19 protein-coding genes are annotated in these 25,320 nt (G+C 61.7%); 5 read left to right on the top strand and 14 right to left on the bottom strand.

From position 1 onward, the window contains the following. Positions 1 to 11 precede the first annotated feature (11 nt). Entirely contained in the window at positions 12 to 494 is a 483-nt protein-coding gene (gene mraZ / locus DKK75_RS02365; protein ID WP_110451874.1) for a division/cell wall cluster transcriptional repressor MraZ, read from the bottom strand. A 273-nt stretch (positions 495 to 767) separates the two neighbouring features. On the opposite strand from mraZ, the gene DKK75_RS02360 reads away from it, so the two are divergent. Then, positions 768 to 3,002 (top strand): HelD family protein, encoded by a 2,235-nt coding sequence (locus DKK75_RS02360; RefSeq protein WP_110451873.1) that lies wholly within the window; start codon positions 768 to 770, stop codon positions 3,000 to 3,002. A gap of 125 nt (positions 3,003 to 3,127) precedes the next feature. Here the strand turns inward: DKK75_RS02360 and nrdR are convergent, their stop codons facing one another. Together nrdR and DKK75_RS02350 are read right to left on the bottom strand one after the other, a co-directional pair. Beyond that, positions 3,128 to 3,610, bottom strand: a complete 483-nt coding sequence (gene nrdR / locus DKK75_RS02355) for a transcriptional regulator NrdR (RefSeq protein WP_110451872.1) — start codon at positions 3,608 to 3,610, stop codon at positions 3,128 to 3,130. Between the two features lie 156 nt (positions 3,611 to 3,766). Next, the gene (locus DKK75_RS02350; protein WP_219997307.1) at positions 3,767 to 4,048 is read right to left on the bottom strand and encodes a LysM peptidoglycan-binding domain-containing protein; all 282 of its coding nucleotides are present in this window, start codon (positions 4,046 to 4,048) and stop codon (positions 3,767 to 3,769) included. Between the two features lie 298 nt (positions 4,049 to 4,346). On the opposite strand from DKK75_RS02350, the gene lexA reads away from it, so the two are divergent. Further along, on the top strand, positions 4,347 to 5,159 hold the full coding sequence (gene lexA, locus DKK75_RS02345) for a transcriptional repressor LexA (protein ID WP_258333122.1): 813 nt from the start codon (positions 4,347 to 4,349) through the stop codon (positions 5,157 to 5,159). Positions 5,160 to 5,264: 105 nt separating this feature from the next. Here the strand turns inward: lexA and DKK75_RS02340 are convergent, their stop codons facing one another. The 3 genes from DKK75_RS02340 to hflX all read right to left on the bottom strand — a co-directional run bounded on the left by DKK75_RS02340 (position 5,265) and on the right by hflX (position 8,794). Beyond that, a complete protein-coding gene (locus DKK75_RS02340) occupies positions 5,265 to 6,194 on the bottom strand; it encodes a cation diffusion facilitator family transporter (protein ID WP_110451870.1) in 930 nt (309 codons plus the stop codon). Positions 6,195 to 6,266: 72 nt separating this feature from the next. After that, on the bottom strand, positions 6,267 to 7,229 hold the full coding sequence (locus DKK75_RS02335; RefSeq protein WP_110451869.1) for an L-lactate dehydrogenase: 963 nt from the start codon (positions 7,227 to 7,229) through the stop codon (positions 6,267 to 6,269). Between the two features lie 98 nt (positions 7,230 to 7,327). Continuing rightward, positions 7,328 to 8,794 carry a GTPase HflX gene (gene hflX, locus DKK75_RS02330; RefSeq protein ID WP_110452270.1) on the bottom strand — a complete coding sequence of 489 codons (1,467 nt, stop codon included), beginning with the start codon at positions 8,792 to 8,794 and terminating at the stop codon, positions 7,328 to 7,330. A gap of 223 nt (positions 8,795 to 9,017) precedes the next feature. Between hflX and DKK75_RS02325 the strand changes: the two genes are divergently transcribed. From DKK75_RS02325 to DKK75_RS02315, 3 genes are read left to right on the top strand one after another with little or no spacing between them, the layout of a single operon-like run. Further along, entirely contained in the window at positions 9,018 to 9,680 is a 663-nt protein-coding gene (locus DKK75_RS02325) for a class I SAM-dependent methyltransferase (RefSeq protein ID WP_110452269.1), read from the top strand. Continuing rightward, complete coding sequence (gene hrpA, locus DKK75_RS02320; RefSeq protein ID WP_110451868.1) at positions 9,677 to 13,771, top strand: ATP-dependent RNA helicase HrpA; 4,095 nt, start codon at positions 9,677 to 9,679, stop codon at positions 13,769 to 13,771. Before DKK75_RS02325 ends, hrpA begins: the two co-directional genes overlap by 4 nt. Beyond that, positions 13,768 to 14,655 (top strand): hemagglutinin, encoded by an 888-nt coding sequence (locus DKK75_RS02315; RefSeq protein ID WP_181414422.1) that lies wholly within the window; start codon positions 13,768 to 13,770, stop codon positions 14,653 to 14,655. The genes hrpA and DKK75_RS02315 overlap by 4 nt, the downstream gene beginning before the upstream one ends. Positions 14,656 to 14,664: 9 nt before the next feature. Here the strand turns inward: DKK75_RS02315 and glnA are convergent, their stop codons facing one another. From glnA to dnaE, 8 genes are all read right to left on the bottom strand, one after another. Next, the gene (gene glnA / locus DKK75_RS02310) at positions 14,665 to 16,002 is read right to left on the bottom strand and encodes a type I glutamate--ammonia ligase (protein WP_110451866.1); all 1,338 of its coding nucleotides are present in this window, start codon (positions 16,000 to 16,002) and stop codon (positions 14,665 to 14,667) included. A gap of 46 nt (positions 16,003 to 16,048) precedes the next feature. Continuing rightward, complete coding sequence (gene priA, locus DKK75_RS02305) at positions 16,049 to 16,780, bottom strand: bifunctional 1-(5-phosphoribosyl)-5-((5-phosphoribosylamino)methylideneamino)imidazole-4-carboxamide isomerase/phosphoribosylanthranilate isomerase PriA (RefSeq protein ID WP_110451865.1); 732 nt, start codon at positions 16,778 to 16,780, stop codon at positions 16,049 to 16,051. A gap of 1 nt (position 16,781) precedes the next feature. After that, complete coding sequence (gene hisH, locus DKK75_RS02300; protein ID WP_110451864.1) at positions 16,782 to 17,555, bottom strand: imidazole glycerol phosphate synthase subunit HisH; 774 nt, start codon at positions 17,553 to 17,555, stop codon at positions 16,782 to 16,784. Between the two features lie 32 nt (positions 17,556 to 17,587). Continuing rightward, entirely contained in the window at positions 17,588 to 18,367 is a 780-nt protein-coding gene (locus tag DKK75_RS02295; protein ID WP_110451863.1) for a hypothetical protein, read from the bottom strand. After that, complete coding sequence (gene hisB / locus DKK75_RS02290; RefSeq protein ID WP_110451862.1) at positions 18,364 to 18,966, bottom strand: imidazoleglycerol-phosphate dehydratase HisB; 603 nt, start codon at positions 18,964 to 18,966, stop codon at positions 18,364 to 18,366. The genes DKK75_RS02295 and hisB overlap by 4 nt, the downstream gene beginning before the upstream one ends. Positions 18,967 to 19,097: 131 nt before the next feature. Beyond that, positions 19,098 to 20,246: a histidinol-phosphate transaminase gene (locus DKK75_RS02285; protein WP_110451861.1), complete on the bottom strand. Its 1,149-nt coding sequence runs from the start codon at positions 20,244 to 20,246 to the stop codon at positions 19,098 to 19,100. Next, positions 20,243 to 21,640 carry a histidinol dehydrogenase gene (hisD, locus tag DKK75_RS02280; RefSeq protein ID WP_110451860.1) on the bottom strand — a complete coding sequence of 466 codons (1,398 nt, stop codon included), beginning with the start codon at positions 21,638 to 21,640 and terminating at the stop codon, positions 20,243 to 20,245. The genes DKK75_RS02285 and hisD overlap by 4 nt, the downstream gene beginning before the upstream one ends. A gap of 82 nt (positions 21,641 to 21,722) precedes the next feature. Then, on the bottom strand, positions 21,723 to 25,280 hold the full coding sequence (gene dnaE / locus DKK75_RS02275; RefSeq protein ID WP_110451859.1) for a DNA polymerase III subunit alpha: 3,558 nt from the start codon (positions 25,278 to 25,280) through the stop codon (positions 21,723 to 21,725). Positions 25,281 to 25,320: the final 40 nt, after the last annotated feature.

Raw genomic sequence — 25,320 nt, 5'->3', positions numbered from 1 at the left:
GAGGGCCTCCATCAGCAATCCACCGCCGGAAGAACATCGTCGGCGATATCGGCGTAGCCCTGCTCCTTGCTCTCCAGGTAGGCGGACCAGGAATCCTGATCCCAGATCTCAGCACGGGTGCCCACGCCGATGACCGCCACAGGGCCGGTCAGCCGTGCATAGGAACGGAGCATGGGCGGGATCAGGATGCGGCCCTGCTTGTCAGGGACCTGGTCGACGGCACCGGACAGGAATACGCGCAGGTAGTCCCTGGCCGATTTGTCGCCCATGGAGGTGTGCTGGATGCGCACGGCCATTCGCTGAAATTCATCAGGGGGCAACAGACTGACACAGCGTTCCTGACCACGGGCCATGACCAGCCCCTGACCCAGCTGAGAACGGAACTTGGCCGGCAGAGCCAGGCGCCCCTTAGCATCCATCTTGGGAGTGTAGGTGCCCAGAAGCATAGGAGGCAGGGACGGCGAGGCAGCCTTTGCGTCGTATATATCGGTCATGCCTCACCTCCTTGCCTGTTGGTCACCTTGGGAGGCCTCATCAGGTTGCACCCCCTACGGAATGCTCCCCACTTTACCCCACTTACCCCCATCTATCACCACTTTAACGCCACTTCAGGCTCAAACCCGGCCATTCGCCTCGCCGAAGGATCCGCCTCGGCGTTTCGCCACCCGGCAAACAGAAGGTGACCAACGGTCCGCCAGGCCGGAAAAGTAGAGGACGAGCGGTATATTGGATCATCCGATTTTGAACATTGCACAGAACGGACGCACATGTCGAGCTATTCCTCACAGCTGCATGAAGAGCAGAGGGCGGTGGACAGGGCCTACGGCCGTCTAGACGAGCTGCGGACACAGGCCAGAGCCAGACTGGACGCGGTTCGTGCCGCCGGCTCCCACGGATCCCCCACCCAGCGCACCGAGCGGGATTCCTTCGCCAACATGTACGAGGATCGACTCACCCAGCTGCGAGCCGTGGAGGACCGTCTGGTCTTCGGCCGACTGGATACGGTCCAGGGAAGTCGCCGATATATCGGGCGACTGGGCCTTCTGGACAGCAACCACGAACCCATCCTGACCGACTGGCGGGCCGAGGCCGCGCGCCCCTTCTACGAGGCCACCCCGGCAGACCACGGCGACATTGTCATGCGTCGGCACATCACCCTCAACTTCCGCCAGGTCGCCGGCATCGAGGATGAGGTTTTGGATATGTCGTCCCCAGAAGTGGACAGGGCAGCCCAAGGAGGGACCTTAGCCGGCGAGGGCGCGCTCATGGCTTCCCTGTCCAGCCGTCGCACCGGTCAGATGACCGACATCGTAGCCACCATTCAGGCCGAACAGGACCGGATCATCCGCTTCCCCATGACTCGTCCACTAGTAGTGCAGGGAGGACCGGGCACCGGCAAGACGGCTGTGGCCCTGCACCGGGCCGCCTATCTGCTCTACACCCATCGGCGCAGACTGGAGAGCTCAGGCGTGCTGATCGTAGGGCCCACCAACGCCTTCCTGCATTACATTGACCAGGTGCTGCCCTCCCTGGGCGAGACCGGAGTGCTCAGCCGAACCATGGGCGACCTCATTCCCGGCATCAGTACCGAACGCCGAGAGGACCCGCACGTGGCCCGACTCAAGGGAGACATCCGCATGGCCGAGGCCGTGGCCAACGCCGTCACCTCCCGGGAGCGGGTGCCTGCCTCCCTGCCCACGGTCAAGGTGGATGGAGTTGCCGTACCCATGCTGGCAGTCGACTTGGAGCAGGCCTTGGTCGATGCACGACGCAGCCACCAGCCCCACAACAAGGCCAGGAACACCTTCGTGCGCTCAGCGCTGAATGCCATGACTGCCCGCTATGCCGAGGGAGTGGACTATCAGCCCGGAGCTGAGGAACTTGCCCGGGTCACCTCCCTGCTGCGGCTGAACGAGCAGGTGCGACGGACCCTCAACCTGGCCTGGCTGCCTATGAACCCCCGCTGGCTGGTCAACGACCTCTGGTCCAGGCCGGACCGCCTGCACCGCTTCGCTCCCTGGCTGAATGCGGAACAGATTGATTTGCTGACCCGACAGAATGGCGCCGAACTGACCGTATCTGACATCCCGATCCTGGATGAGGCCATGGAGCTGCTGGGCCCTGACCCCCGTCAGGCGGATCGCGACCAGGCCGAAAAGGCCCGTCGAGAAGAGGAACGCCGATTCGCCAGCGATACCTTGGCTCAGAACGGGATCGGAACAGGCATCGTGACCTCGCAGATGCTGCTGGATTCCATCAACGGCCAGGGTGAGAACCAGGCAGCCCTTCAGGCGGCTGCAGACCGTGAATGGGTATACGGGCACATCGTGGTTGACGAAGCTCAAGAACTGACGGCCATGGACTGGAGGATGCTGATCAGGCGCTGCCCCTCACGCTCCTTCACCATTGTCGGAGACGTGGCTCAGACGGCGGCTTTGGGCGGCACCCGGTCCTGGACATCCACCATGGATGCGCTCTTCGGCCCGGATGGATGGGATCTGCGGCAGCTGACCATCGACTATCGCAATCCTCGTCAGGTATCCAACCTGGCCTCCTCCTTCGCAGCCTCCGAGGGTCTTGAAGTTTCAACGCTCAAAGCCGTGCGCGATGTGGAAGGCTCAGTGGGCCACCTGCGTGCAGAGGATCGGGCGAGTCTGCTGGACCAGTTGCCTGACCTAGTGGGCGAACTGGCAGAACGTCATCTGGGCGAGGACGGTACCGGACGCCTGGCGATCATCGTTCCCAGCTCCTTGAAAGCCAGGGTCAGCTCACGGCTGCACATCAATCAGGGGCAGAAGCATCAGATCATGGTCACAACCACCGGCCATACCAAGGGCTTGGAGTTTGATGCAGTGGTTCTTGTGGAGCCCGGAACCATCCAGAACGAAGCCCCCTCCAGGCTGAGCGCAGCGGCCGACCTCTATGTGGCCATGACGCGCGCCACTCAGGAATTAATAATCGCCCAAACCGCCGAGGATCAGAGGCTGCTGGATCTCAGTTGACAGGCGCAAGCCTTCGACATGCCTGCCGCTGCTCATTGATTGCCAAATAATCCGTACCTGTCACAGGCTGACCGAAGCTTTCGAGACCACTACAACCAGCACAGCTGATACTGAAATTACTCACTTCAGGACTGTGCAGCAGCAGACTGGCTTTCAGCTGACTGGTCCTCGGCCCGCAAAGTATCGATGGCCTGCTGGAAGTCCTCTAGGTTGCTGAAGTTGCGGTAGACCGAAGCAAAGCGCAGATAGGCCACCTCATCCAGCTCTCTAAGGGGCTTCAGGATGGCCCTGCCGACCTCTTCCGAATCGACCTGGGCCAGGCCACGCGAACGCAGATCCTCTTCGACCTGCTGGCCTAGGAGCTTCAGGTCGTTCTCATCGATGGGCCTGCCTTGACAGGCCTTCCTAACGCCAGAGATGACCTTGTCGCGGTTGAAGGGCTCGGCATTGCCTGAACGTTTCATGACCAGGAGGATCGAGGTCTCCACCGTAGTGAACCGACGCGAGCATTGCGGACACTCACGACGGCGTCTAATGGCATGGCCGTCGTCGCTGATTCGCGTATCCACAACCTTGGTATCGGGATTCTGGCAGAAAGGACAGTGCATAGGCAACATCTTAACGCCAAAGGCCGCAAGACCCACGTATACCGGGCCTATGAGCTTATAAACCTGAACAAACTCCTCGAATTCAGCAAGCAGCTTTTTCCTAGCTACAAATTATCAAAACCCCGTCGCAGACGCCCTGAATCGAAAATCGCCGCCTCAATCCTCACTTGGAATCAGAATCCGATCGCCCACGCGCAGATTGGGTGAGGACATATTGTTTATCTGCATGATGCGGTCAACGTTCTTAGTGACATCCTCGCCCTTAGGCGTGATCGAGGTCGCATAGGACCAGACATTATCGCCCGGTCGAACTGTTCTGGTGACGACCTCCTGCGGCCCGGGAGCGGAGGTGGCCGGTCGCGCCATCCATCCGATTCCAGCCAGGATCAGTGCCCCGGCAACCAAAAAAGCCCCGAATCTGCGCACGATGACACCCACAAAACCCTGCTCGGATACACAGGCTTTGACGGCTTTACGGAGATGAAGCATGACAGACGAAAATGCAGAACCAGCATAAGCTTTGCAGGCCGAGGACAGGTTCGACAGCGTAGACATGTGGGAACTAGCACAAGTATGAACAACCACGGCACACCCCTTTCGAACATTTGTTCTATCGAACAGATGTTCTTATTCTGGCACCTCAATCCTCATTTGGCAAGGCCGATTCGAACATTTGTTTGATTTTCTGCTTTAGTCGGGTTAGACTTGGTTCAGTTTTCAAGGAAAGGAGCCCATTGTGAGCACCATCCCCTTTGTCGGGTCCACGTCTATGAGCTCCGTCAGGCAGTCCACTTCTGGTAACGCCACCTCACAGGAAACCGCTGAGACCTCAACTAAGAGCGGCGTGGGAGAAAACGCGAGCGGCACCAAGAGTCTGAGCCAGGGGTCTAGACCCAAGCTGACCGATCGCCAGGCCAAGGTCTTGGAAGCCATCAAGCGTCACTTGTCAGAGCGTGGATTCCTGCCCTCCTACAGAGAGATCGGCAGAGATGCGGGATTGCGCAGCACTTCTTCCGTCAAGCACCAGCTTCAGGTGTTGCAGGATCTGGGCTACATCCGTCTGACTGCCAATAAGGGACGCGCCATAGAGCTGGTCCAGGATCAGCCTGAACCGGCAGCAGGAACCGCCAGGATCATGCCTTTCCCTGATACGCAGACCGACGAGGCCATCATGCAGTCGCGCGATGTGCCTCTAGTCGGCAGAATCGCAGCCGGCCAGCCTATCCTAGCCGAGCAGCATGTGGACGATGTCATGCGTCTGCCCGAACGACTGACCGGCTCCGGCGAACTCTTCATGCTTGAGGTCCATGGTGATTCCATGGTCGATGCCGCCATCTGCGACGGAGACTTTGTGGTGGTCCGCCGCCAGCAGGAAGCTGAGAACGGAGATATCGTCGCAGCTTTGCTGGACGATGGGGCTACGGTGAAGACCTTCCGCCGCGAGGACGGACATGTTTGGCTGATCCCCCACAACCCGTCCTACTCCCCCATTGACGGCACCCATGCCGCAATCATGGGCAAGGTGGTCACCGTCCTGCGAAAGATCTGATGCCTGCAGCCTTGTATTCATACCGCAGATACTTGCATTCTTTCGTGGACCAAATCCTGGTGGATGAGTTTAGCGAAGCGCCTTTTTGAAAGAGCGCAGCGAGAGCTAGATGTCCAGATGCTCGCCGCTGCTGTCTCGGTGTCCCTGCGGTTCTATCTGAAAGGTCGTATGCTCGACTGAGACCGGAAAATGATCACGCAGACAACGCTGCATGCTGGTCAGAATACGCTCGTTCTCGACAGCCGACGTGCCTTGTCGCACAATCACATGCGCCGTCAGCTGCGGCAGGCCGGTGGAAACACTATTGGCATGCAGATCATGAACCTCAAGCACGCCAGGCACACCCTCCAGGTGCTTCCTGACCTTGGCCATATCAAGCTCCGCTGGAGTCTCCTCAAGAAGCACGGAGACGCTGCTGGACAGCAATTTAATCGCACGAGGAATCATCAGGAGAGCGATCAGTCCTCCCGCCACGGCGTCGAACCCGGACCAACCGGTGATCATCATTACCACAGCTGATATCAAGACAGCCACTGAGCCTAATGCGTCGTTGACCACTTCGAGAAAAGCGGCACGCATGTTCAAATTGTCCTTATGCCCTGATGCCAGAACCAGGATGGACCCCACATTAGCGGCTAGACCCAAGATGCCAAAGAAGAGCAGCAATCCCTGCTGATGAACCTGGTCGCGCCCGGGCGACCAGAGCCGCAAAACTGCCTCCACAATGGCGTAAATACCTACAGCCAGCAAAACCAGAGCACCGCCAGCCGCCGTGATGACCTCCAGACGGGACCAGCCCCAGGTGCGACGATCCGTGGGACGACGCTCCATCAACACAGCAGTGACCGTGGAGGCGATAAGCACAGCCATGTCGGTCATCATGTGTCCGGCGTCGACCAGCAAGGCCAGGCTGCGGGTGACCAAGGCGCCGACGACCTCAGCCACGAAGACCGATCCCGTCAGAGCCAAGGTCGTCAGCAACTGTCGACGATGGGCGGATCCCCCACCCTGGATGCTACCTTCATGACTACTCATGCATACCCCGATTCATCAGTAACCAAGGTATGCCACCAGGGGTCCAGAAGGCAAGGGTCTTCTGCGAAATGCTCAGAAACCGAACTTGCTGACCGTCTCCTTGAGGGTCTCGGCGGAACGCTTCAGGGCTGCCAGCTCGCCATCACTCAGTGGTGTGTTGATGTGGGTGTTGACGCCGTCGCGGTTGAGCACGCTGGGCACCGACATGCACACGTCAGAGATCCCATGAAAATCCTCCAGCAGGGAGCTGACTGGCAGGATCCGGTCGGTGCCGTTGAGGATGGACTCGATGATATCCACGCCGGACATGGCGATGGCGAAGTTTGTCGCCCCCTTGCCCTCGATGATCTGATAGGCGGCGTTCTTCACCTCTTGATGTATCTCCTCGCGCTTTGCTGCGTCCAGAGGCTCGTGGCCGGGAAGCTCCATCCAGTCGCACATGGGCACTCCGCCGATGGTGGCCGAGCTCCAAAGCGGGACTTCGGAGTCGCCATGCTCGCCGGCGATGTAGGCATGAACGTTCTTGACGTTGACTCCGGTCTGCTGTCCGATCAGGTAGCGCAGGCGGGCGGAATCCAAGTTGGTTCCAGAACCGAACATCTGGTTGACCGGCAGTCCGGACAGTTCCAGCGATACCCTGGTAACGATGTCGACGGGGTTGGTGATCAGCAGGAAGATGGCGTTGGGAGCCACCTGCACCATCTGAGGGATGATGGACTTCATCATGTTGATGGTGGCACCGGCCAGATCGAGTCGAGTCTGCCCCGGCTTCTGCCTAGCCCCAGCAGTAATGACCACCATGTCGGCATCGGCGCAGATCTGCGGATCATCCGAACCGTCGATGGTGACTGTGGGATAGAAGCTGGATCCGTGTTGCATGTCGCGGACCTCGGCCTCAACACGCTGGGCGTTGATGTCCTCAAGGACGATCTCCCGAGCCACACCGCGCTGGGCCGCCGAAAAGGCCAGGGTCGACCCCACGGCTCCGGCTCCTACGATCGCTAGCTTGGTTGGCTTGATTGGTGATTCCGCCATAGTTTTATGGACCTCTCTTATCGGAACCCTGGAAACGGGTTTGCCGCTGACAACATAGGTAGTCTACCCAGCATAGATGACCTGAGGCGCACCTGTTCTCAGGAGCTCAGCCTAGCTGTTGGCGTGTCACGACCCGGAGCCTGCGAAGTCTTCTGGTCAACGGCCTGGTCAAGCACAGCGGCCGCCAGCCGGTCGTCCACATCAGCGCTCAGCGCAACCCCGTCGGCTCGGTATTCCAATGATTCCACCCGTCCCAACTTCCGCACCTGCTCCAGCAGGGAGCCGCTGGTGTAGGGCAGGATGGCCTGGACATGCACGGCGGGGGCTGGCAGCAGCTCTTCCACTCGCCTGCGCAGAGACTCCAGACCATGACCCTGCCTGGCCGAAACCAGGAAGGCCTCGGGCTCAAGGTTGGCAAGCCGCAGCCTGGCATCCTGGTCTATCAGATCCACCTTATTGAAAACCAGCAGACGGGGAATGGACTCCGCGCCGGGGATGTCTGCCAGCACAGCATCCACAGCTCTGATCTGACCGAAGGGATCGGGGTGGGAGCCATCCACCACATGAAGGATTAGGTCGGACTGCCCTACCTCTTCCAGGGTGGATTTGAAGGCCTCGACCAGCTGGGTGGGCAGTCGGCGGACGAATCCGACCGTGTCCACGTAGACGTAGAGTCGGCCATCTGCCGCCTTGGTGCGCCTTACAGCCGTGTCCAGAGTGGCGAAGAGGGCGTTCTCCACGAGCTCCTCGGCCCCTGTCAGCCGGTTGGTCAGCGAGGACTTGCCAGCGTTGGTGTACCCCACTACGGCAACAGACGGCAGCTGATAGCGCCGACGCGATCCACGCTTGACCTGGCGAGAGGGGGCCATCTGAGCGATCTGACGCTTCAACCGGGAAATACGCCGTCGAATGACGCGCCGATCGGTCTCGATTTTGGTCTCCCCCGGGCCACGGGAGCCTATGCCGCCAGCCTGTCCGGCAGCCTGCCCCCCGGCCTGGCGGGAGAGAGATCCACCCCAGCCACGCAGCCTGGGCAGCATGTACTCCAACTGAGCCAGCTCCACCTGGGCCTTGCCCTCACGGCTGGTCGCATGCTGGGCGAAGATGTCCAGAATCAGTGCCGTCCTGTCGACCACCTTGACCTTGGTGACATCCTCCAGGGCCCGTCGCTGGGAGGGATGAAGGTCGTCATCGGTGATGATGGTGTCGGCACCCAGCCGTGCCACGATATCTGCCAGCTCACGCGCCTTGCCTGAACCCAGATAGGTGGCCGGATCCGGCTTGACTCGCTGCTGGAGCAATCCGTCAAGCACCTCGGCCCCAGCGGTCCGTGCCAGTGCGGCCAGCTCGCGCAGAGACTCCTCGGCCTGCCCTACCGTGGTCCGCGAACCCGACCAGACGCCAACCAGGACCACCCGTTCCAGACGGACCTTGCGGTACTCCACCTCGGTCACGTCCTGGAGCTCGCCCAGCCCCTCGACATGACGGAAGGCATTGCGCCGGCTGCGCTCCTGCCACTCCTGATCCTGGTCCTGCCCGACCTGCCCTTTACTGCCGGTCAACACCTCGGACTCGGAGGAAAGCGGGTCCTGGCGGGCATCAAAGGCGGCTGAGCCATGCTCTTGGGTCGGTTTTTCTTGGGTCAAAGGCACCTCTGCACTGGTTCTACGAACTAGGGAACGAATCCGGTATAGGCGGAATCATGACACAGTCTTTATTATCATCTTCTTAGCAGACATCAGTGGGCGCCCAAGGGACGGGCAGGCTTCAAAGACGGACGGGATGGACATGACACAAAGGGACCATGGCAGCAGTCGGGGGCAATCCTCCAAGACCGGGACGTACGGAGGCGAACAGTATTTCGTAGCCCGTCCAGCCTCCCCCGATCAAAGGCGGACCATCCAGGTGGAGCTGGCCGGTCATACCTGCCAGGTGGAGGTTTCCCACGGGGTCTTCTCGGCGGGGAGGCTTGATCTGGGCACTTCGGTCCTGCTCAAACGCGTCCCTCAGCCTCCGTCCGAGGGCGATTTTCTGGACCTCGGCTGCGGATGGGGACCCATCGCCCTAAGCATGGCCATGCAGTCGCCAAAGGCCAACGTCTATGCCGTTGACACCAACCTGCGGGCCCTGGATCTGACCGCCCGCAACGCCCGATCCCAAGACCTTCATGGAGTGCACGCCCTGACTCCGGAACAGGTGCCGGACGATCTGCGCTTCGACCTGATATGGTCCAATCCGCCCATCCGAGTGGGCAAGGCGGCCCTGCACGACCTGTTGATGACCTACCTGCCCAGGCTGAAGCAGCAGGGCCGCGCCTATCTGGTGGTCCAGCGCAATCTGGGCGCCGACTCCCTGATTCCCTGGCTGGCTGATGCCCTGGACTCCGGCTGGACGGCCGAGAAGTATGCCTCGGCCAAGGGCTACCGGATCATCGAGGTAGGCCGGGCATGAAGTTCGAGTATCCCGCCGAACTGCCCATCAGCGCGGCCAAGGAGGATATTGTCCATGCCGTGCAGTCCTCCCAGGTGGTCATCGTCTCAGGACAGACCGGATCTGGCAAGACCACCCAGATCCCCAAGATTCTTCTTCAGATGGGCCGCGGCGACCACGGCCGCCAGATCGTGCACACCCAGCCCAGGAGGATCGCCGCCAGAACAGTAGCCGAACGCATCGCCTCGGAGACGGGCACCAGGCTGGGCGACCAGATCGGCTACCAGGTCCGCTTCACCGACAAGTCCAGCCGAAGCACCCGCCTGCGAGTGGTCACCGACGGCATTCTCCTGGCGCAGATCCAGGGTGATCCCCAGCTGCGGGCCTACGACACCATCATCATCGACGAGGCCCACGAGCGCAGCCTGAACATCGACTTTCTGCTGGGGTATCTGACCGCCTTGCTGCCCAAACGGCCGGATCTGAAGCTGATCATCACCTCGGCCACCATCGATTCGGTCAAGTTCCGCGAACACTTCGCCAAGGCCCTGCACACCCAGGTGCCCGTACTGGAAGTCTCCGGCCGCACTTATCCGGTCCAGACCCTCTACGAGCCCGCCGGATCGGCGCCGGCACTAATGCGGCATGTCCCCGGATTTGACTCCGATGAGAATGGCCAGGACAGGGAGGAGCCGGACCTGCCCAAGGCAGTGGCCCGTGCCTGCGCCGAGCTGGTCATCCATTCCTCCCACGTGGACGGCCCCAGGGACATCCTGGTCTTTGCCGCTGGAGAGCGCGACATCCGCGAGTACGAGACCGCCCTGCGGCGACACTTCGGCCCGCGAACCTCCGATATGCGCCGCCCTGATGCCTTGGAGATCATCCCGCTCTTCGCCCGCCTGTCCGCCAAGGAGCAGCACCGGGTCTTCGAACGACATGGCCATCAGCGCATCGTCATCGCCACCAACGTGGCCGAAACCTCTCTTACAGTGCCGGGCATCCGATACGTGGTGGACCCGGGAATGGCCAGGATCAGCCGCTATTCCAAATCGGCCAAGGTCCAGCGCCTGCCCATCGAACCAATCTCCCAGGCCTCGGCCGATCAGCGGGCAGGTCGCTGCGGGCGCGTGGCCGACGGCATCGCCATCCGTCTGTATGCCAAGGATGACTATGATACCCGTCCCAAATTCACTGATCCGGAGATCCTGCGCACCTCCCTGGGGTCGGTCATCCTGCACATGCTCTCGGTGGGCGTGGCCCATACAGCCGAGGACGTCACTGACTTCGGCTTCATTGATCCGCCCGATACCCGTGCGGTCAGCGACGGTCTGCGGGAGCTGACCGAGCTGCAGGCCATCTCCCGCCGGCAGGGTCTCATTCGGTTGACCAGCCTGGGAAGGCAGCTGGCCAGGATCCCCATCGACATCCGTCTGGGCAGAATGATCCTGCAGGCCGGGCAGGATGCCACCCCGGACACCCTGGCTGCCGTTCTGGTTGTCGTGGCCTTCCTCTCCCTGCAGGACCCGCGGGAACGCCCGGAGGAAAAGCGCGAGGAGGCCGACAGGATCCATGCCCGCTACGAGGACCCCTCCAGCGACTTCCTGACGGCCCTGAACATCTGGAACCGCTTCTTCCCGCAGGACAAGGAGCCCTCCAACGGAGCCCTGCGCAAGGCCTGCAAGCAGGAATACATGGCCTTCCTGCGCATGCGACAGTGGCATGACCTCTACCGGCAGCTGACACAAATGTGCCGGGGACTGCATATGAAGGTAGGCTCCCCGGTCCCCGTCAAGGCACCGGATCAGGCCCTGCTGGCCCTACCTATTGGGCAACAGGCGGCACATGCTCTGGTCTGCTCCTGGGATGATCAAGGCATCCACCGATCCATGCTGGCCGGCCTGCTCTCCAGCCTGGGCATGCAGGTGGTCCACGAACCCAAGGCCTCAGATTTCGCCGGTCTGCACGGCTCGGCACGGGCCAAAGCCATGAAGCGAGCGCGTCGGCAGGCCAAGAACGACTACCAGGGGGCACGCGGCACGCACTTCGCCATCTTCCCCGGCTCTGCCCTCTCCAAGGCCAATCCGCCCTGGATCATGGCCGCCGAGCTGGTGGAGACCTCCCGGCTCTGGGCTCGCTGCTGCGCGGCCATCGATCCGGCCTGGGCCGAACCTCTGGCCAAATCCCTGACCAGGACCACCTATGCCGAGCCCCACTGGTCGGCCTCCCGTGGTGCCGCAGTGGCAACTTCCAAGGTCCTGCTCTACGGTCTGCCCATCGTGCGCGACAGGACCGTCCAGTGGGCTCGCATCAACCCCGGCCAGGCCCGGGACATGCTGATACGCCAAGGTCTGGTCCAGGGCGATGTGCGCGAGCGCTTCCCGCATGACGACTTCATCCAGGCGAACCGGCAGGTGCTCAGCGAAGCGGGCGAGCGGACCAGCAGGACCCGCCAGGTGACCGGCACCGTCACTGAGGAGGACCTCTATGATTTCTACCAGGAGCGAATTCCCCAGGAGGCCACCTCCCTGGCCGCACTGGGCTCTTGGTGGCGGAAGCACCACGATGCAGATCCACATCTACTGGACTTCGATCCTGACAAGGTGGAGCGTCTGAACGACCAGTCCGCCTCCTACCGACCTGGAGACTACCCCGACCACTGGCACACCCTAGGCACCGACGGCCTGCCCATGGATCTGCCCCTGACCTACCGCTACCAGCCAGGAGAGCCGGACGACGGCATCACGATCCATATCCCCCTGCACTGCCTGAATCAGCTGACGCCCGGACAGTTCAGCTGGACTGTGCCCGGCCTTTTGGACGATTTGATCACAGCCACCATCAAGTCCCTTCCCAAGGCCCTGCGAGTACAGTTCGTCCCCGCCCCTGATGCCGCCCGAACCATCCGCGCCTGGATAGACGGTCACTATCCCCTGCTGCCCGGCGCCGATCCCGCTTCGGCAGCACGGGCCACCTACGGATCGGCGGAACAGCCTGCCGAAGAAGATGAGAATGATGCAGGCACCATCCCCGCCGAGGGCTGGCCGGACTTCGAGCAGGCCTTCACTGCCGCGGCCATTGATACTCTCGGAGCCCAGCTGCATCCGGAGGTCTTCACCCAGGCCAGGCTGGAAAGACTGCCTGACTACCTGCGACCAACCTTCCAGGTGGAGGAGGATCGGCGCCACGGCCATGGTTCCGGCCGCAAGGACCGAGGCCACCTCAAGATCCTGGGCCGGTCCAAGTCCTTGACCGATCTGCAACGCGACTTGGCGGGACAGGCCCGACAGTCGGCCCGGTCCCGGGTGGATTCCCAGGCCACCAAGGCCGCCCGTCAGGGCCAGGTGGTCAAAAGCGTCGATCTGCTCCACCAGTCCGGTGCCACGACCAGGCCACGGGAGGAGCTGATCTGGAAGGCCGCACTGGACAAGCTCCGCCTGCCCGCCCAGCGGATATCCTCCCGCTGGCTGAGCAGAGAGACCCTGATGCTGGCCTCTGCCCCTTACCCGGATACCTCCGCCCTGGCCGAGGACCTGCAGCTGGCTACTGTAAAGCGCCTTATTCCGCATACCGAGGCCGTTACCGACGACCGAACCCTGCAGGAGGCCGTAGCCAGCGTCAGTCAGGTCTACGAGGACACCGTCTACCAGGTGGCCAAGGATGTAGTCGCCATTCTGGAGACCTACGCCAAGGTGGACAAGGCCGTATCAGGACCGGCTGATCTCCCTCTGCTCTCGGTCCTGCAATGGATACGCCAGCATTTGGCAGGGCTGATGGCCAAGGGCTTCATCGGTGCTGATCCGCCCTATGCTCTCCCTCGCCTGTGCACGTATTTGAAAGCCGACCTGATGCGTCTGGACAAGGCCCGCAGGGACAAGGACCGCGACGTACGATGGGCATGGCAGGCGCAGACCGCTCAGGATCTGGTGGACCAAGCGGTCAAGACGGCCCAGGCTCTCCCCGCCGGGCCAGGACGAGATGATGCCATGGACCGCGCGCGAAGGGGACGCTGGATGATGGAGGAGTACTTCGTCTCCATTTGGGCTCAGGAGCTGGGAACGGCCATCCCTGTCAGTCTGCAGCGAATCAGAAAGGCGCTGGAAGAGAAGCCATGAGCACAAAACCATGGAGGCGAACACGCAGGAGCGGCGCTAAGGGCAGAAGAATGACCCTCAGCCGCGCGCAAACCCTAGGGGCCGCCCTGATGGCCGCGGTCTTGGTGGTCGCCCTGTGCATCCTGGCAGTCCGCTTCGTCTCCTACCGGTTGATGGTCAATCGCGTCGTCAGCCACCAGGAGCAGCTGTCCCAGGAGTACGTCTTCAACCCAGGCAGAATCATCACGGACCATCGCTTTCATGACATCGTCGATATGAACACAGACGATGTCCAGGCCTTCTTGGATCAGAAGGGAGCCGCATGCAACGGGTCCACCTGCCTGCGCAGCCTGCACATGGATGTCCCCGACCGTCCCGGTGACGGTCTATGCGATGCATACAAGGGCGGCAAGGGACAGAGCGCGGCCCAGATCATCGACGGAGCTGCTCGTGCCTGTGGGATCAGTCAAAAGGTCCTCTTGACCATGCTGCAAAAGGAACAGCACCTGGTAGCCACCGACCAGCCCGCCACACAGGTCCAGCTCCAGTCAGCCATGGGCCTTTCCTGCCCTGATGATGCAGAATGCGACACCCGTTACGCCGGATTCTTCAACCAGGTCTACGGGGCCGCCCACCGATTCCGCTACTACCAGGCCCATCGGGACCAGTATCCCTACAAGACCAGGGCCCTGAACGATGTGCGCTTCAGCCCCGATGCCTCCTGCGGCAGCGGTCAGGTCTATATCGAGAACGATGCCACTGCCCTGCTCTACATCTATACGCCCTATCAGCCCAACGAAGCAGCGCTGCGGGCAGGCGGCGGCGAGGGCAATCACTGCTCAAGCTATGGCAACCGCAACTTCGTCATGATCTACAACAGCTGGTTCGGCCGATCGGACCAGTAGGTCCCGGGTTCAAAGCCTGGGCAGGTAGTAGGCCAGCTCATAGGGGGTGACCTGCCGGCTGTATCCGGCCCACTCCCGGTGCTTGTTGCGCAGGAAGTACTCGAAGGTCTGCTCGCCCAGCACCTGGGCCACGAAGTCCGACTTCTCCATGACCCTGAGCGCCGCGTCCAGGCTGTCGGGCAAAGGCTCGATGCCCATGGCCTGCCGCTCGGCGTCGGTCAGCTCCCAGACATCGTCGCTGGTGGGCTCGCCCAGGGTCATCTTCTGCTCGATCCCGTCCAGCCCGGCAGCCAGCAGCACCGAGTAGGCCAGGTAGGGATTGGCCCCCGGATCCAGCCCGCGGAACTCCATCCTGGCCGAGTTGCCCTTGCCGGGCTTGTACTGAGGGATGCGCAGGAGAGCGGATCGGTTGTTATGCCCCCAGCAGACGTAGCTGGGCGCCTCGGCTCCGCCCCAGAGACGCTTGTAGGAGTTGACGTACTGGTCGGTCACCGCGCAGATCTCGGCCGCATGGGCCAGGATGCCTGCGGCGAACTGCCTGGCCGTCTGGGACATGTTGAACTCCTGACCCACCTCGTAGAAGGCATTGGCGTCCCCTTCGAACAGGCTCAGATGGGTATGCATGCCCGATCCGGGCTGGTCAGTGAAGGGCTTTGGCATGAAGCTGGCATAGATCCCCCGCTCCAGGGAGATCTCCTTGACCACGGTCCGGAAGGTCATGATGTTGTCGGACGTGGTCAGGGCGTCGGCATAGCGCAGGTCGATCTCGTTCTGTCCTGGTCCGGCCTCGTGGTGGGAGTACTCCACCGAAATGCCCATCTGCTCCAGCATGTTGACGCAGGCCCGGCGGAAGTCCATCCCCGGGCTACGGGGCACATGATCGAAGTAGCCGCCCTCATCGATGGGGGTCGGGGTCTGGGACCAGTCCTCCTGGTTCTCGAACAGATAGAACTCGATCTCCGGGTGAGTGTAGAAGATGAAGCCCTTCTCCTTGGCCTTGGCCAGCGCCCGCTTGAGCACGTGCCGTGGGTCACCGCTGCTGGGCTCGCCATCCGGGGTGAGCACGTCGCAGAAGATTCGCGCCGTGCCCTGCGGTCCGCCTCTCCAAGGAAGTATCTGGAAGGTGGACGGATCGGGTTTTACGATCATATCGTCCTCGGAAACCCTGGTCATGCCCTCGATGGCTGAGCCGTCAAAGCCCAGCCCCTCCTCGAAGGCCACCTCCAGCTCGGTGGGCGCTATGGCCACTGACTTCAGCGTGCCTAAGACGTCGGTAAACCAAAGACGAATGAACCGGACATCGCGCTCCTCGACAGTGCGCAGCGCGAACTCCTCTTGCTTATCCATAGAGCTCATGCTCCCATTCCTATATTTCGCAGACTTGCTTATAGCGTTAACAATGACCCGAGACCAGGTCCAGCGCCTGCTCCAGGGTGAAGGCGCCCTCATAGAGGGACTTGCCCAGAATAGCGCTGTCCACGCCCCGATCGGCCAGGTTCATGATCCTGCTGAGGTCATCCAGGCTGGATATGCCGCCCGAGGCGGTCACCTTGGCTGGGGTCCGGTCAGCCACCTGGCCCAGCAGGTCCAGATTGGGGCCTGTCATCATCCCGTCGCGGCTCACGTCGGTAACCACGTAGCGGCTGCACCCATCCCTGTCCAGTCGCTTCATGGCCTCGAAAAGATCCCCGCCCTGTCTGGTCCAGCCCCGGGCGGCCAGGGTGTGTCCGCGCACGTCCAGCCCCACGCAGACCTTCTGACCGTAGCGGCTCAGGATCCGACCGGTCCATTCCGGATCTTCCAATGCTGCAGTGCCGATATTGACCCGTGTGGCACCGGCATCCAGGGCTGTCTCCAGACTGGCATCGTCGCGGATGCCGCCGCTGAGCTCGACCTTGACGCGATCGCCCAGCTCGTTGACCAGAGCGGCCAGCTTGTCACGGTTGTCTCCGGTGCCGAAGGCCGCATCCAGGTCGACCAGGTGGAGCCACTCGGCACCCTGATCGACCCAGGTCTTGGCAGCGTCGGCAGGCTCCCCGTAGACTTTTTCGGATCCGGATACCCCCTGCCTGAGGCGGACCGCCTTTCCGTCACGAACATCGACAGCAGGTAGGAGCGTCAGCATCTCATTCACCTTTCTCGGACGGAAGCATGGAAGATCCGGGAAGGGTTCGCACCCAATTGGTCAGCAGCCGTGCACCGGCCTGCCCGGATTTTTCAGGATGAAACTGGGTGGCGCTCAAGGGACCGCATTCATAGGCAGCCACGAATCTGCTTCGTCCATAGTCGGCCCAGGTAACCAGCGGCTTACTGAAAGATGCGCCTTGTGAGGTCTTGTCAGACTCTAGCTGGACTGACCTTGGCCGGATTTCGCCCTTTCGATCCACTGCCGATACACGCAAGGATGGATCGATCTGCGACCCGCTGGCGTAGTCTTCCCCCTGCGCCGCCATGGCGGCATAGGAGTGGACGAAGTAGAAACGCTGATCCTGGACCCCCGCTAAAAGTCGTGTTTCCTGAGGCGCCTGGACATGGTCCCAGCCCATATGGGGCACCACGTCGGCGTCAAGCTTGGTCACCCGACCGGGGATCAGGCCCAGACCGGGCTCGCTGCGACCGTCCTCGTCCCCGAACTGGAACATGACCTGGAGGCCTATGCAGACCCCCAGAACCGGCAGACCCTGGGCCAGGCGATTCAGAATGATCCGATCGCCACCGACAGCGCGCAGCCCCGCCATACAGGCCCCGTAGGCACCCACGCCGGGAATGACCAGGCCATCGGCCTTCATGGCCAGGTCCGGATCAGCGCTGATTCGCGCATCAACCCCAAGCTGGGAGAGGGCATGCACCATGGATCTGACATTGCCGAATCCATAGTCAAACACCTGTATCCTGGTCATGTTCCTCCTAGCCAAACCTTTTACCTGAACATTTACTCCACGCGACCCTTTCGAGTCGATCCTCCGGCCCCGAACCTGGTGTGCGAGGCTATGATGCCCATAGCCTTCTCGCGGTCGTACTCTCCTGAATCGAAGATGGTGGCCCCATCCTGGCGCAGCCTGTCCACCGTGGTGGTCCCGATCATCAGATCCTCCACAAAGTCGGCGGTGGCGGCAAAGAGAATGGGCGGCGCAAGCGTCTGCCCTGATTGTCCGCTGATCCAGAGGGTCGCTTCGAGCTTGTCGGCCCGGTTGACCGCCAGGATGGCGCTGAGCCCGGATACGACTGTGGTCAGATCGCGGATGGCCGCCTCTGGTCCGCCACCGTCCAGATTCCTCAGGACGGCCACGGCGCCTTCGCGGGCTTGGACGCACCAGGCAGAGATATCGGATATCTGGCAGAAGGCTGCGAGAAGCTCTGCAGAAGCCAGGCGGGTCACCATGACGGCGGCCTTGGCACGGTTGCCGATCAGACCTTCAAGCTCCTGATCGAAATCAGCGGCAACTCCATGGGCCTCATCCGGTTTCGCCGAGGATTCGTCAGCGGACCCTGAATTGAGCCCGGTCTCGTTATCCACGGCTGATCCGGAGCTTCCGGCAGGATCCACACTGGAATCGCTCCTGGCAGGATGATCCACTTGGTCCTGGTTCTCATTGAACTCGGCCTCAAAGCTGGCCAGGGCCCGCTCGACCTCTTCCTCGCTCAGATGATGACCGGAATCCGGCAGGTCCTGATCCTTGCTGTCCCTGTCCTCGTGCTCATCGGCGCTCATAGCGACCCCTTGGTACTGGGGATGCCCTTCACCCTGGGATCAGGCTCCACAGCGAAACGCAGAGCCCTGGCCAGGGCCTTGAACTCAGCCTCGGCGATATGGTGCGGATCCCTTCCCGACAAGAGGGTCAGATGCAGGCAGATGTCGGCATGCAGAGCGATGGACTCCATGACATGCCTGACCAGGGAGCCAGTGAAATGCCCACCGATCATGGCGTACTCGAACCCTTCCGGTTCGCCGGTGCAAACCGCATATGGCCTGCCGGAAATGTCGACCACGGCTCGCGCCAAAGCCTCGTCCAAGGGCACGGTGGCATCAGCAAAGCGCTTGATGCCTCGCTTGTCCCCCAAGGCCAGGGCCAAGGCCTCGCCAAAGACGATGGCCACGTCCTCGACAGTGTGATGCACGTCGATCTGGGTGTCACCGCTGGCCTTAATGGTCAGGTCAATCAAGGAATGCCTGCCCAGGGCCGTCATCATATGGTCATAAAAAGGAACCGAAGTGTCGATATCGGTCACTCCTGTGCCATCCAGGTCCAGACTCAGGCTCACCTTGGATTCACTGGTCTGGCGGGTGATGGTGGCTGTTCTGCCTGCCATTGCTGCTCCTCCGCTTTCTGCCGCACACTCCACTTGCGCCACGGGCCAGAAAGCCATCGCGTCGGCCCGCACTGTATCTTCTGCACGGCGTCTAGACCACCAGCATAGCCGGGCCGCTGGTCCGCATCCTTTTAGAATCGCTTGAGGACATCGACCAGGGTTCGGCGGAATTGATCCATCTCTGCGTCCGTGCCCATGCAGACCCTCAGGTAGCCCTGAGGACCCACGGCCCGGATCAGCACGCCTTCGTCCTTCATGGACTCGAAGACGGCATCGCGGTCAGGAAAAGTGCCAAAGAGAATGAAGTTGGAGGCCGAAGGGACTACGGTCAGCGGCTGATCATGAAACTTCTGCCCAGCCAGCCACTCAGCGGTCTTTCGACGGGTCTGGCGAAGCTGATCCACCCGAGCCAGCTGGAGGTCCGTATGCTCCAGGGCAGCCAGGGCCGCAGCCTGGGTCAGGGCACTCAGATGATAGGGCATCCGAACGATGCGGACCGCGTCGACTATCCCCCTGGATGCAGCCAGGTAGCCCACCCTGGCTCCGGCGAAGGCGAAGGCTTTGGACATGGTCCGGCTGACCGCCAGGTGATCGTACTGCCCGACCAGACTGACCGCTGAGGGCGTGCCCGGGTCACGGAACTCGATGTAGGCCTCATCCACGACCACGATGGGCCGGGCGAACGGATCCGCGCCCGATACCGGGACCGTAGAGCAGACCTCCAGGAGCCGGGTCAGCTGATCCATGGGCAAAGGCGTCCCTGTAGGATTGTTGGGGCTGGTCACCAGAACCATGGCTGGCCCCAAAGCCTTGATGCGCTCGATGGTCGTATCCATATCCAAGCTAAAATCAGGCAGTCGGTGAACCAGCTTCCAGTCAGTGAAGGTGTCTCTGGCGTACTCGGGGTACATGGAATAGGTCGGGTCGCAGCCCATTGCGGTCCTGCCCGGCCCTCCGAAGGCCTGGAAGAGCTGGAGCATGATCTCATTGGAACCGTTGGCTGCCCAGATCTGCTCAGGCTCAAGCGAGACCCCTGATTCCTTCTTGAGATAGCCGGCTAGGGCCCGCCGCAGATCCACATGCTCCCTGTCCGGATAACGGTTGAGGCCGGGCGCCATCTGGCGCACGCGCTGGCAGATGGCCTCGACCACCTCCTGGTCCAGGGGGTAGGGGTTCTCGTTGACGTTCAGGCAGACTGGAACGTCCAGCTGGGGAGCGCCGTAGGGCTCCTCCCCCGCCAGATCCGTACGGAGAGGAAGATCGGCAGGTATGGCACTCACCGCAGACCAGCCTTCTCTTCGTTGGCCTCCAGGTCGGCCTTGTCGTAGGGGTCGTCCAGGAACCGGCTCAGGATGCATTCGCCATGGGCGGGCAGGTCCTCGGATACGGCGAAATCATTGATCTTGGCTGCAATGGGCTTGAGTCCCTCTTGGTCGTACTCAATGACTTCCACAGGCTTCATGAAGGTGTGGACGCCCAAGGCTACGTCGAATCGGGCCGTGCCGCCAGTGGGCAGAACGTGATTGGACCCGGACATATAGTCGCCCAGGGGCACAGGAGAGTATGGGCCGCGGAAGATAGCGCCGGCATTCCGAATTCTGTCGATGACGGCATCAGGATCAGCTGTCTGAACCTCCAGATGCTCGGCGGCATAGGCATTGGCCACGTCGATGGACTGGTCGATCCCGTCGGTCAGGATGATTCCTGACTGGTTGCCGCCTAGGGAGGTGCGCACCCGGTCGGCATGCTCAGTTCGAGGCACCCTGCGTTCCAGAGCCTCCTGCACACCCTGAGCCAGTTTCTGGCTGTCAGTGATCAACACCGAACCGGCCAGCTCGTCATGCTCAGCCTGACCGATCAGGTCTGCCGCAACCCAGTCTGGGTTGGCCTGCCCGTCGGCAAGAACGGCGATTTCCGTCGGTCCGGCCACAGCGTCGATGCCCACCATGCCGGAGACCATCCGCTTGGCTGTTGCCACAAAGATGTTGCCCGGGCCGGTGATCTTATCGACCGGATCACAGAGAATCTCTCCGTCCTGCGGCTCGGATCCCCTGGCCCCGTACGCGAACATGGCCACGGCCTGCGCGCCGCCCACGGCATAGACCTCGTCCACTCCCAGGATGGCGCAAGTGGCCAGGATGATTGCCGCTGGCAGACCGCGGGGGTCATCAGAGACGGGCGGGGTGGCTACAGCCAGAGAATCGACACCGGCCACCTGGGCTGGCACAGCATTCATAATGACTGAGGAGGGATACAGGGCCTTGCCTCCGGGCACGTACAGACCAACCCGTTCGACCGGGATCCACCTTTCGCTGACCCGGGCGCCAGAGGCTAGATCGGTAGCCAAGGGTTTGGGCACCTGGGTGGTGCAGACCTTGCGAACGCGGGCAACGGATTCCTCTATTGCTGCCCTGACCCTGGGATCCAGCTGCTCAAGGGCCTCCTGCATGGCCGATGCCGGAACCCTCAAATCATGAGGACGCACATGGTCGAACCTCTCCTCCAGGTCGCGCAGGGCCGCAGCCCCATGCTCGCGCACCTGGTCCAGTATGGGCTGCACCTGGGCGCTGGCCTCCCGCGTGCCCATATCGGCTCGGGGCATGGCGGCGAGGAGTTGGGCGCGGGACATGGTTTTCCCACGCAGATCCATGGTTCTCATCATGAGCTTTGACATACTTTGATGGTAGTGAACTTTTGTGTCGCCACAGCCAGCGACTCTCCCCAATCCCAAATGGTGAGACGGTTCCGGGCGCGTTCTAGGCCGACGGCAGGCAGGAGGGCCCAAAGACCGACTTGATTTCGGCCACCATGGATGTGTCATGCCTAGTACGGAATCCGTCGCCGAACGTCAGCAGACGCACATTGCCCCGGTCGTCGCGGACGGCCAGACGGACCTGGCAGTAGCCAGGGTGGGACTTGAGTATCCGGGCCAGCCGCTCCATGTGCCCCCGATCCAGGGCCTGCCTGGGCAGAGTGATGGTCAGGGGCCGCTCGTCCGCAGACTCAAGGACAGGCACCTCCATATCATTGGCGCGGATGTTGGTGGCCTCATCGCGCAGCTCGACCATTCCCTTTATCCGGATGACCGAGTCCAGGATCAGGTCATCGGCGTGTGCTTCGTAGACTTTGCCGAAGAACATGCATTGAATGGAGCTCTCCAGGTCTTCGATGGTAACGATGGCCCACGGATTGCCCTTCTTCGAGACCCGGCGATCCACTGCAGTGACCAGCCCCGCCAGGGTCACCACCTTGCCGTCCATGCTGTTGGACCGGTTGAGCAGCTGAGCGATGGACATGTCACGCATGCCGGCAAGGACCGAGGTCATGCCGCTCAACGGATGGTCGGATACGTACAGGCCCAGCATCTGCCGCTCGAAGTTGAGCTTGGTGGACTTGTCCCACTCATCGATGTCGGGCACGGTTACTTGGGCATCACCCAAGGCGTCCTGCTGGGGCACGTCGTCATCGGCATCAGCAAAGAGGTCAAACTGGCCTTCGGCCTGCTTGCGCTTGATGGGCATGACCTGGTCGACGGCCTCGTCATGGATTTGGAAGAGAGCCCTTCGATTGGGGTCGATGCCGTCAAAAGCGCCGCCCTTGATCAGGGATTCCACGGTTCTCTTGTTGAGCACCTCCATGGGCACCCGCTTGACGAAGTCCATGAAGTTGACGAACTTGCCCCGGGGCCCCTGGCGCTCCTTGATGATGTCCGCCACCACCTTGTCGCCCACATTGCGAATGGCTCCTAGGCCGAAGCGGACCACGTCGCCGACGGCGGAGTACTCAGCCACGGACTCGTTGATGTCAGGCGCCAGGATGCGGATGCCCATCCTTCTTGCCTCGCCCAGATAGAGGGCGGTCTTGTCCTTGTTGGTCCGCTCGTTCTGCAGCAGGGCGGCCATGAACTCCACTGGATAGTGGGTCTTCAGGTAGGCGGTCCAGTAGGCGATCAAGGCGTAGGCAGCAGAGTGCGCCTTGTTGAAGGCGTAGCCGGAGAAGGGCACCAGAACGTCCCAGACCGCCTGTGCAGCCTCCTGAGAGTAGCCGTGCTCCTTCATGCCTTGGAAGAAGGGGACCTGCTCCTTGGCCAGGACCTCAGGCTTCTTCTTGCCCATGGCCCTTCGCAGCACATCGGCTCGGCCCAGGGAGTAACCTGCCAGAATTCGAGCTGCAGACTGGACCTGCTCCTGATAGACGATCAGGCCATAGGTCTCATCCAGCACGCCCGCCAAGGGCTTGGCCACCTCGGGGTGGATGGGCTCGATCTTCTGCAGCCCGTTCTTCCGCTTGGCATAGTTGATGTGCGAGTTCATATCCATGGGCCCTGGCCGGTAGAGGGCGATCAGGGCGGAGATGTCGTTGAAGTTATCGGGTTTGAGCATGCGCAGCAGGGAGCGCATACCATCACCATCGAGCTGGAATACGCCCAAGGTATCGCCCCGGGAAAGCAGTTGGTAGGTTTCCTTGTCATCCAGGGGAACTTTCTCGATGCTGATGGGCTCCTTGCCGTTGCGCTTGATGTTGGCGACCGTGTCTCTGATGACCGTCAGGTTGGACAGCCCCAGGAAGTCCATCTTGACCAGCCCAAGGGTCTCACAGGTATGGTACTCGAAGGTGGTGGTCACCGTGCCGTCGGTGCGCTCCATCAGCGGCGAGGTATTGGTGATGGGATTGGATGCCATGATGGTGGCGCATGCATGCACGCCGGTCTGGCGGATGATGCCCTCGATGCCCTTGGCCTCCTCGGTGATCCGCTTGACATCCGGGTTGGACTCGTACAGGTCACGGAACTCCTTGGCCTCCGGATAGCGCTTGGACTGGGGATCGAAGATATCCTTGAGACTCATGTCCTTGCCGTTGACCGCAGGCGGTAGGGCCTTGGTGACCTTGTCGCCCACCGAGTACTCATAATCCATGATTCTGGCCGAGTCCTTCAGGGCCTGCTTGGTCTTGATGGTGCCGTAGGTCACGCACTGGGCCACCTTGTCGGAGCCGTACTTGCGGCCCACATAGTCCAGGACCTTCATGCGCCCCTCAGGATCAAAGTCCACGTCGATATCAGGCAGCGAGACACGCTCAGGGTTAAGGAATCGCTCGAAGATCAGACCGTGCTTGAGCGGGTCCAATTCGGTGATGCCCATGGCGTAGGCCACCATGGATCCTGCCGCCGATCCACGGCCCGGCCCCACCATGATCCCGTGGTTCTTGGCCCAGTTGATGTAATCGGCCACCACCAGGAAGTATCCGGTGAACTGCATCTGGCAGATGACCCCGCACTCGTAGTCGGCCTGGTGGGATACCTCCTCGGGTACCCCGTCCGGGTAGCGGTTCTTGAGGCCCTCGTCCACCTTCTTCAGAAAGAGCGAGGTCTCGTCCCAGCCTTCCGGGCAGTCGAACCGGGGCATGAAGGCCCCGTCCTCGTGATCGTCGAACATGACGTTGCAGCGTTCCGCGATCTCCAGGGTATTGTCGCAGGCCTGGGGAAACTCCTTGAAGATCTCGCGCATCTCCTGGGCCGAGCGGATGTAGTAGCCGCTGCCGTCAAACTTGAAGCGGCCGGGATCGGTCAGCCGGGATCCCGAGTTGATGCAGAGCAGAGCATCCTGGGCCGAAGCATCCTCCTTGCGCACATAGTGCGAATCGTTGGTGGCCACCAGGGGAGCATCCAGACGGCGGGCGATCTCCAGCAGATCCTTGGTCACCCGATGCTCGATCTCCAGCCCGTGATCCATCAGCTCCACGTAGTAGTTCTCCTTGCCGAAGATGTCCTGGAACTCCCCGGCAGCCCGCAGGGCTTCGTCGAACTGGCCCAGCCTCAGCCTGGTCTGGACGATGCCAGAGGGGCAGCCGGTCGTGGCGATGACCCCCTTGTGGTAGGTGGACAGCAGGTCCTTGTCCATACGGGGCCACTTGCCGACCAAGCCCTCCAGATTAGCCACCGAGGAGGCCTTGATCAGGTTGACCAGGCCCGTATCGTCGCTGGCCCAGAGGGTCATGTGAGTGATGAAGCCGCCTCCGGAAACATCGTCCGAACGCTGCTCGTCGGTTCCCCAGTGGACCCGGCTCTTGTCCTGTCGGGCGGTCTCTGGGGTCACATAGGCTTCAATGCCGATGATGGGCTTGATGTCGGCATCCACGGCCGTCCGCCAGAGCTCGTAGGCTCCGTGCATGTTGCCATGGTCAGTGATGGCCACGGCCGACTGCCCCAACCGTCCCACCTCAGCAATCAGATCGGGTATCCTGCTGGCCCCGTCCAAGGTGGAATAGTGGGTGTGAGTATGAAGGTGAACGAAGTCTGACCGAGTTGAGGACATATCTCTAATTTACCCAGGCCCCTGGCAGAATCGCCGGAGT

The sequence above is a fragment of the Bifidobacterium asteroides genome (assembly GCF_003202695.1).
Taxonomy (GTDB): domain Bacteria; phylum Actinomycetota; class Actinomycetes; order Actinomycetales; family Bifidobacteriaceae; genus Bombiscardovia; species Bombiscardovia asteroides_G.
Note: the sequence above shows the minus strand (reverse complement) of the source record. Positions and strands in the feature narration are given on the sequence as shown.

What these genes read in the sequence shown, in the direction of transcription:
- hisD (WP_110451860.1), bottom strand. Translation starts at nt 21,640, where the DNA reads ATGTCAAAGCTCATGATGAGAACCATGGATCTGCGTGGGAAAACCATG.
- DKK75_RS02340 (WP_110451870.1), bottom strand. Translation starts at nt 6,194, where the DNA reads ATGAGTAGTCATGAAGGTAGCATCCAGGGTGGGGGATCCGCCCATCGT.
- DKK75_RS02335 (WP_110451869.1), bottom strand. Translation starts at nt 7,229, where the DNA reads ATGGCGGAATCACCAATCAAGCCAACCAAGCTAGCGATCGTAGGAGCC.
- hisH (WP_110451864.1), bottom strand. Translation starts at nt 17,555, where the DNA reads ATGACCAGGATACAGGTGTTTGACTATGGATTCGGCAATGTCAGATCC.
- DKK75_RS02360 (WP_110451873.1), top strand. Translation starts at nt 768, where the DNA reads ATGTCGAGCTATTCCTCACAGCTGCATGAAGAGCAGAGGGCGGTGGAC.
- hrpA (WP_110451868.1), top strand. Translation starts at nt 9,677, where the DNA reads ATGAAGTTCGAGTATCCCGCCGAACTGCCCATCAGCGCGGCCAAGGAG.
- DKK75_RS02325 (WP_110452269.1), top strand. Translation starts at nt 9,018, where the DNA reads ATGACACAAAGGGACCATGGCAGCAGTCGGGGGCAATCCTCCAAGACC.
- DKK75_RS02295 (WP_110451863.1), bottom strand. Translation starts at nt 18,367, where the DNA reads ATGAGCGCCGATGAGCACGAGGACAGGGACAGCAAGGATCAGGACCTG.
- glnA (WP_110451866.1), bottom strand. Translation starts at nt 16,002, where the DNA reads ATGGATAAGCAAGAGGAGTTCGCGCTGCGCACTGTCGAGGAGCGCGAT.
- mraZ (WP_110451874.1), bottom strand. Translation starts at nt 494, where the DNA reads ATGACCGATATATACGACGCAAAGGCTGCCTCGCCGTCCCTGCCTCCT.
- hisB (WP_110451862.1), bottom strand. Translation starts at nt 18,966, where the DNA reads ATGGCAGGCAGAACAGCCACCATCACCCGCCAGACCAGTGAATCCAAG.
- dnaE (WP_110451859.1), bottom strand. Translation starts at nt 25,280, where the DNA reads ATGTCCTCAACTCGGTCAGACTTCGTTCACCTTCATACTCACACCCAC.
- nrdR (WP_110451872.1), bottom strand. Translation starts at nt 3,610, where the DNA reads ATGCACTGTCCTTTCTGCCAGAATCCCGATACCAAGGTTGTGGATACG.
- DKK75_RS02315 (WP_181414422.1), top strand. Translation starts at nt 13,768, where the DNA reads ATGAGCACAAAACCATGGAGGCGAACACGCAGGAGCGGCGCTAAGGGC.
- priA (WP_110451865.1), bottom strand. Translation starts at nt 16,780, where the DNA reads ATGCTGACGCTCCTACCTGCTGTCGATGTTCGTGACGGAAAGGCGGTC.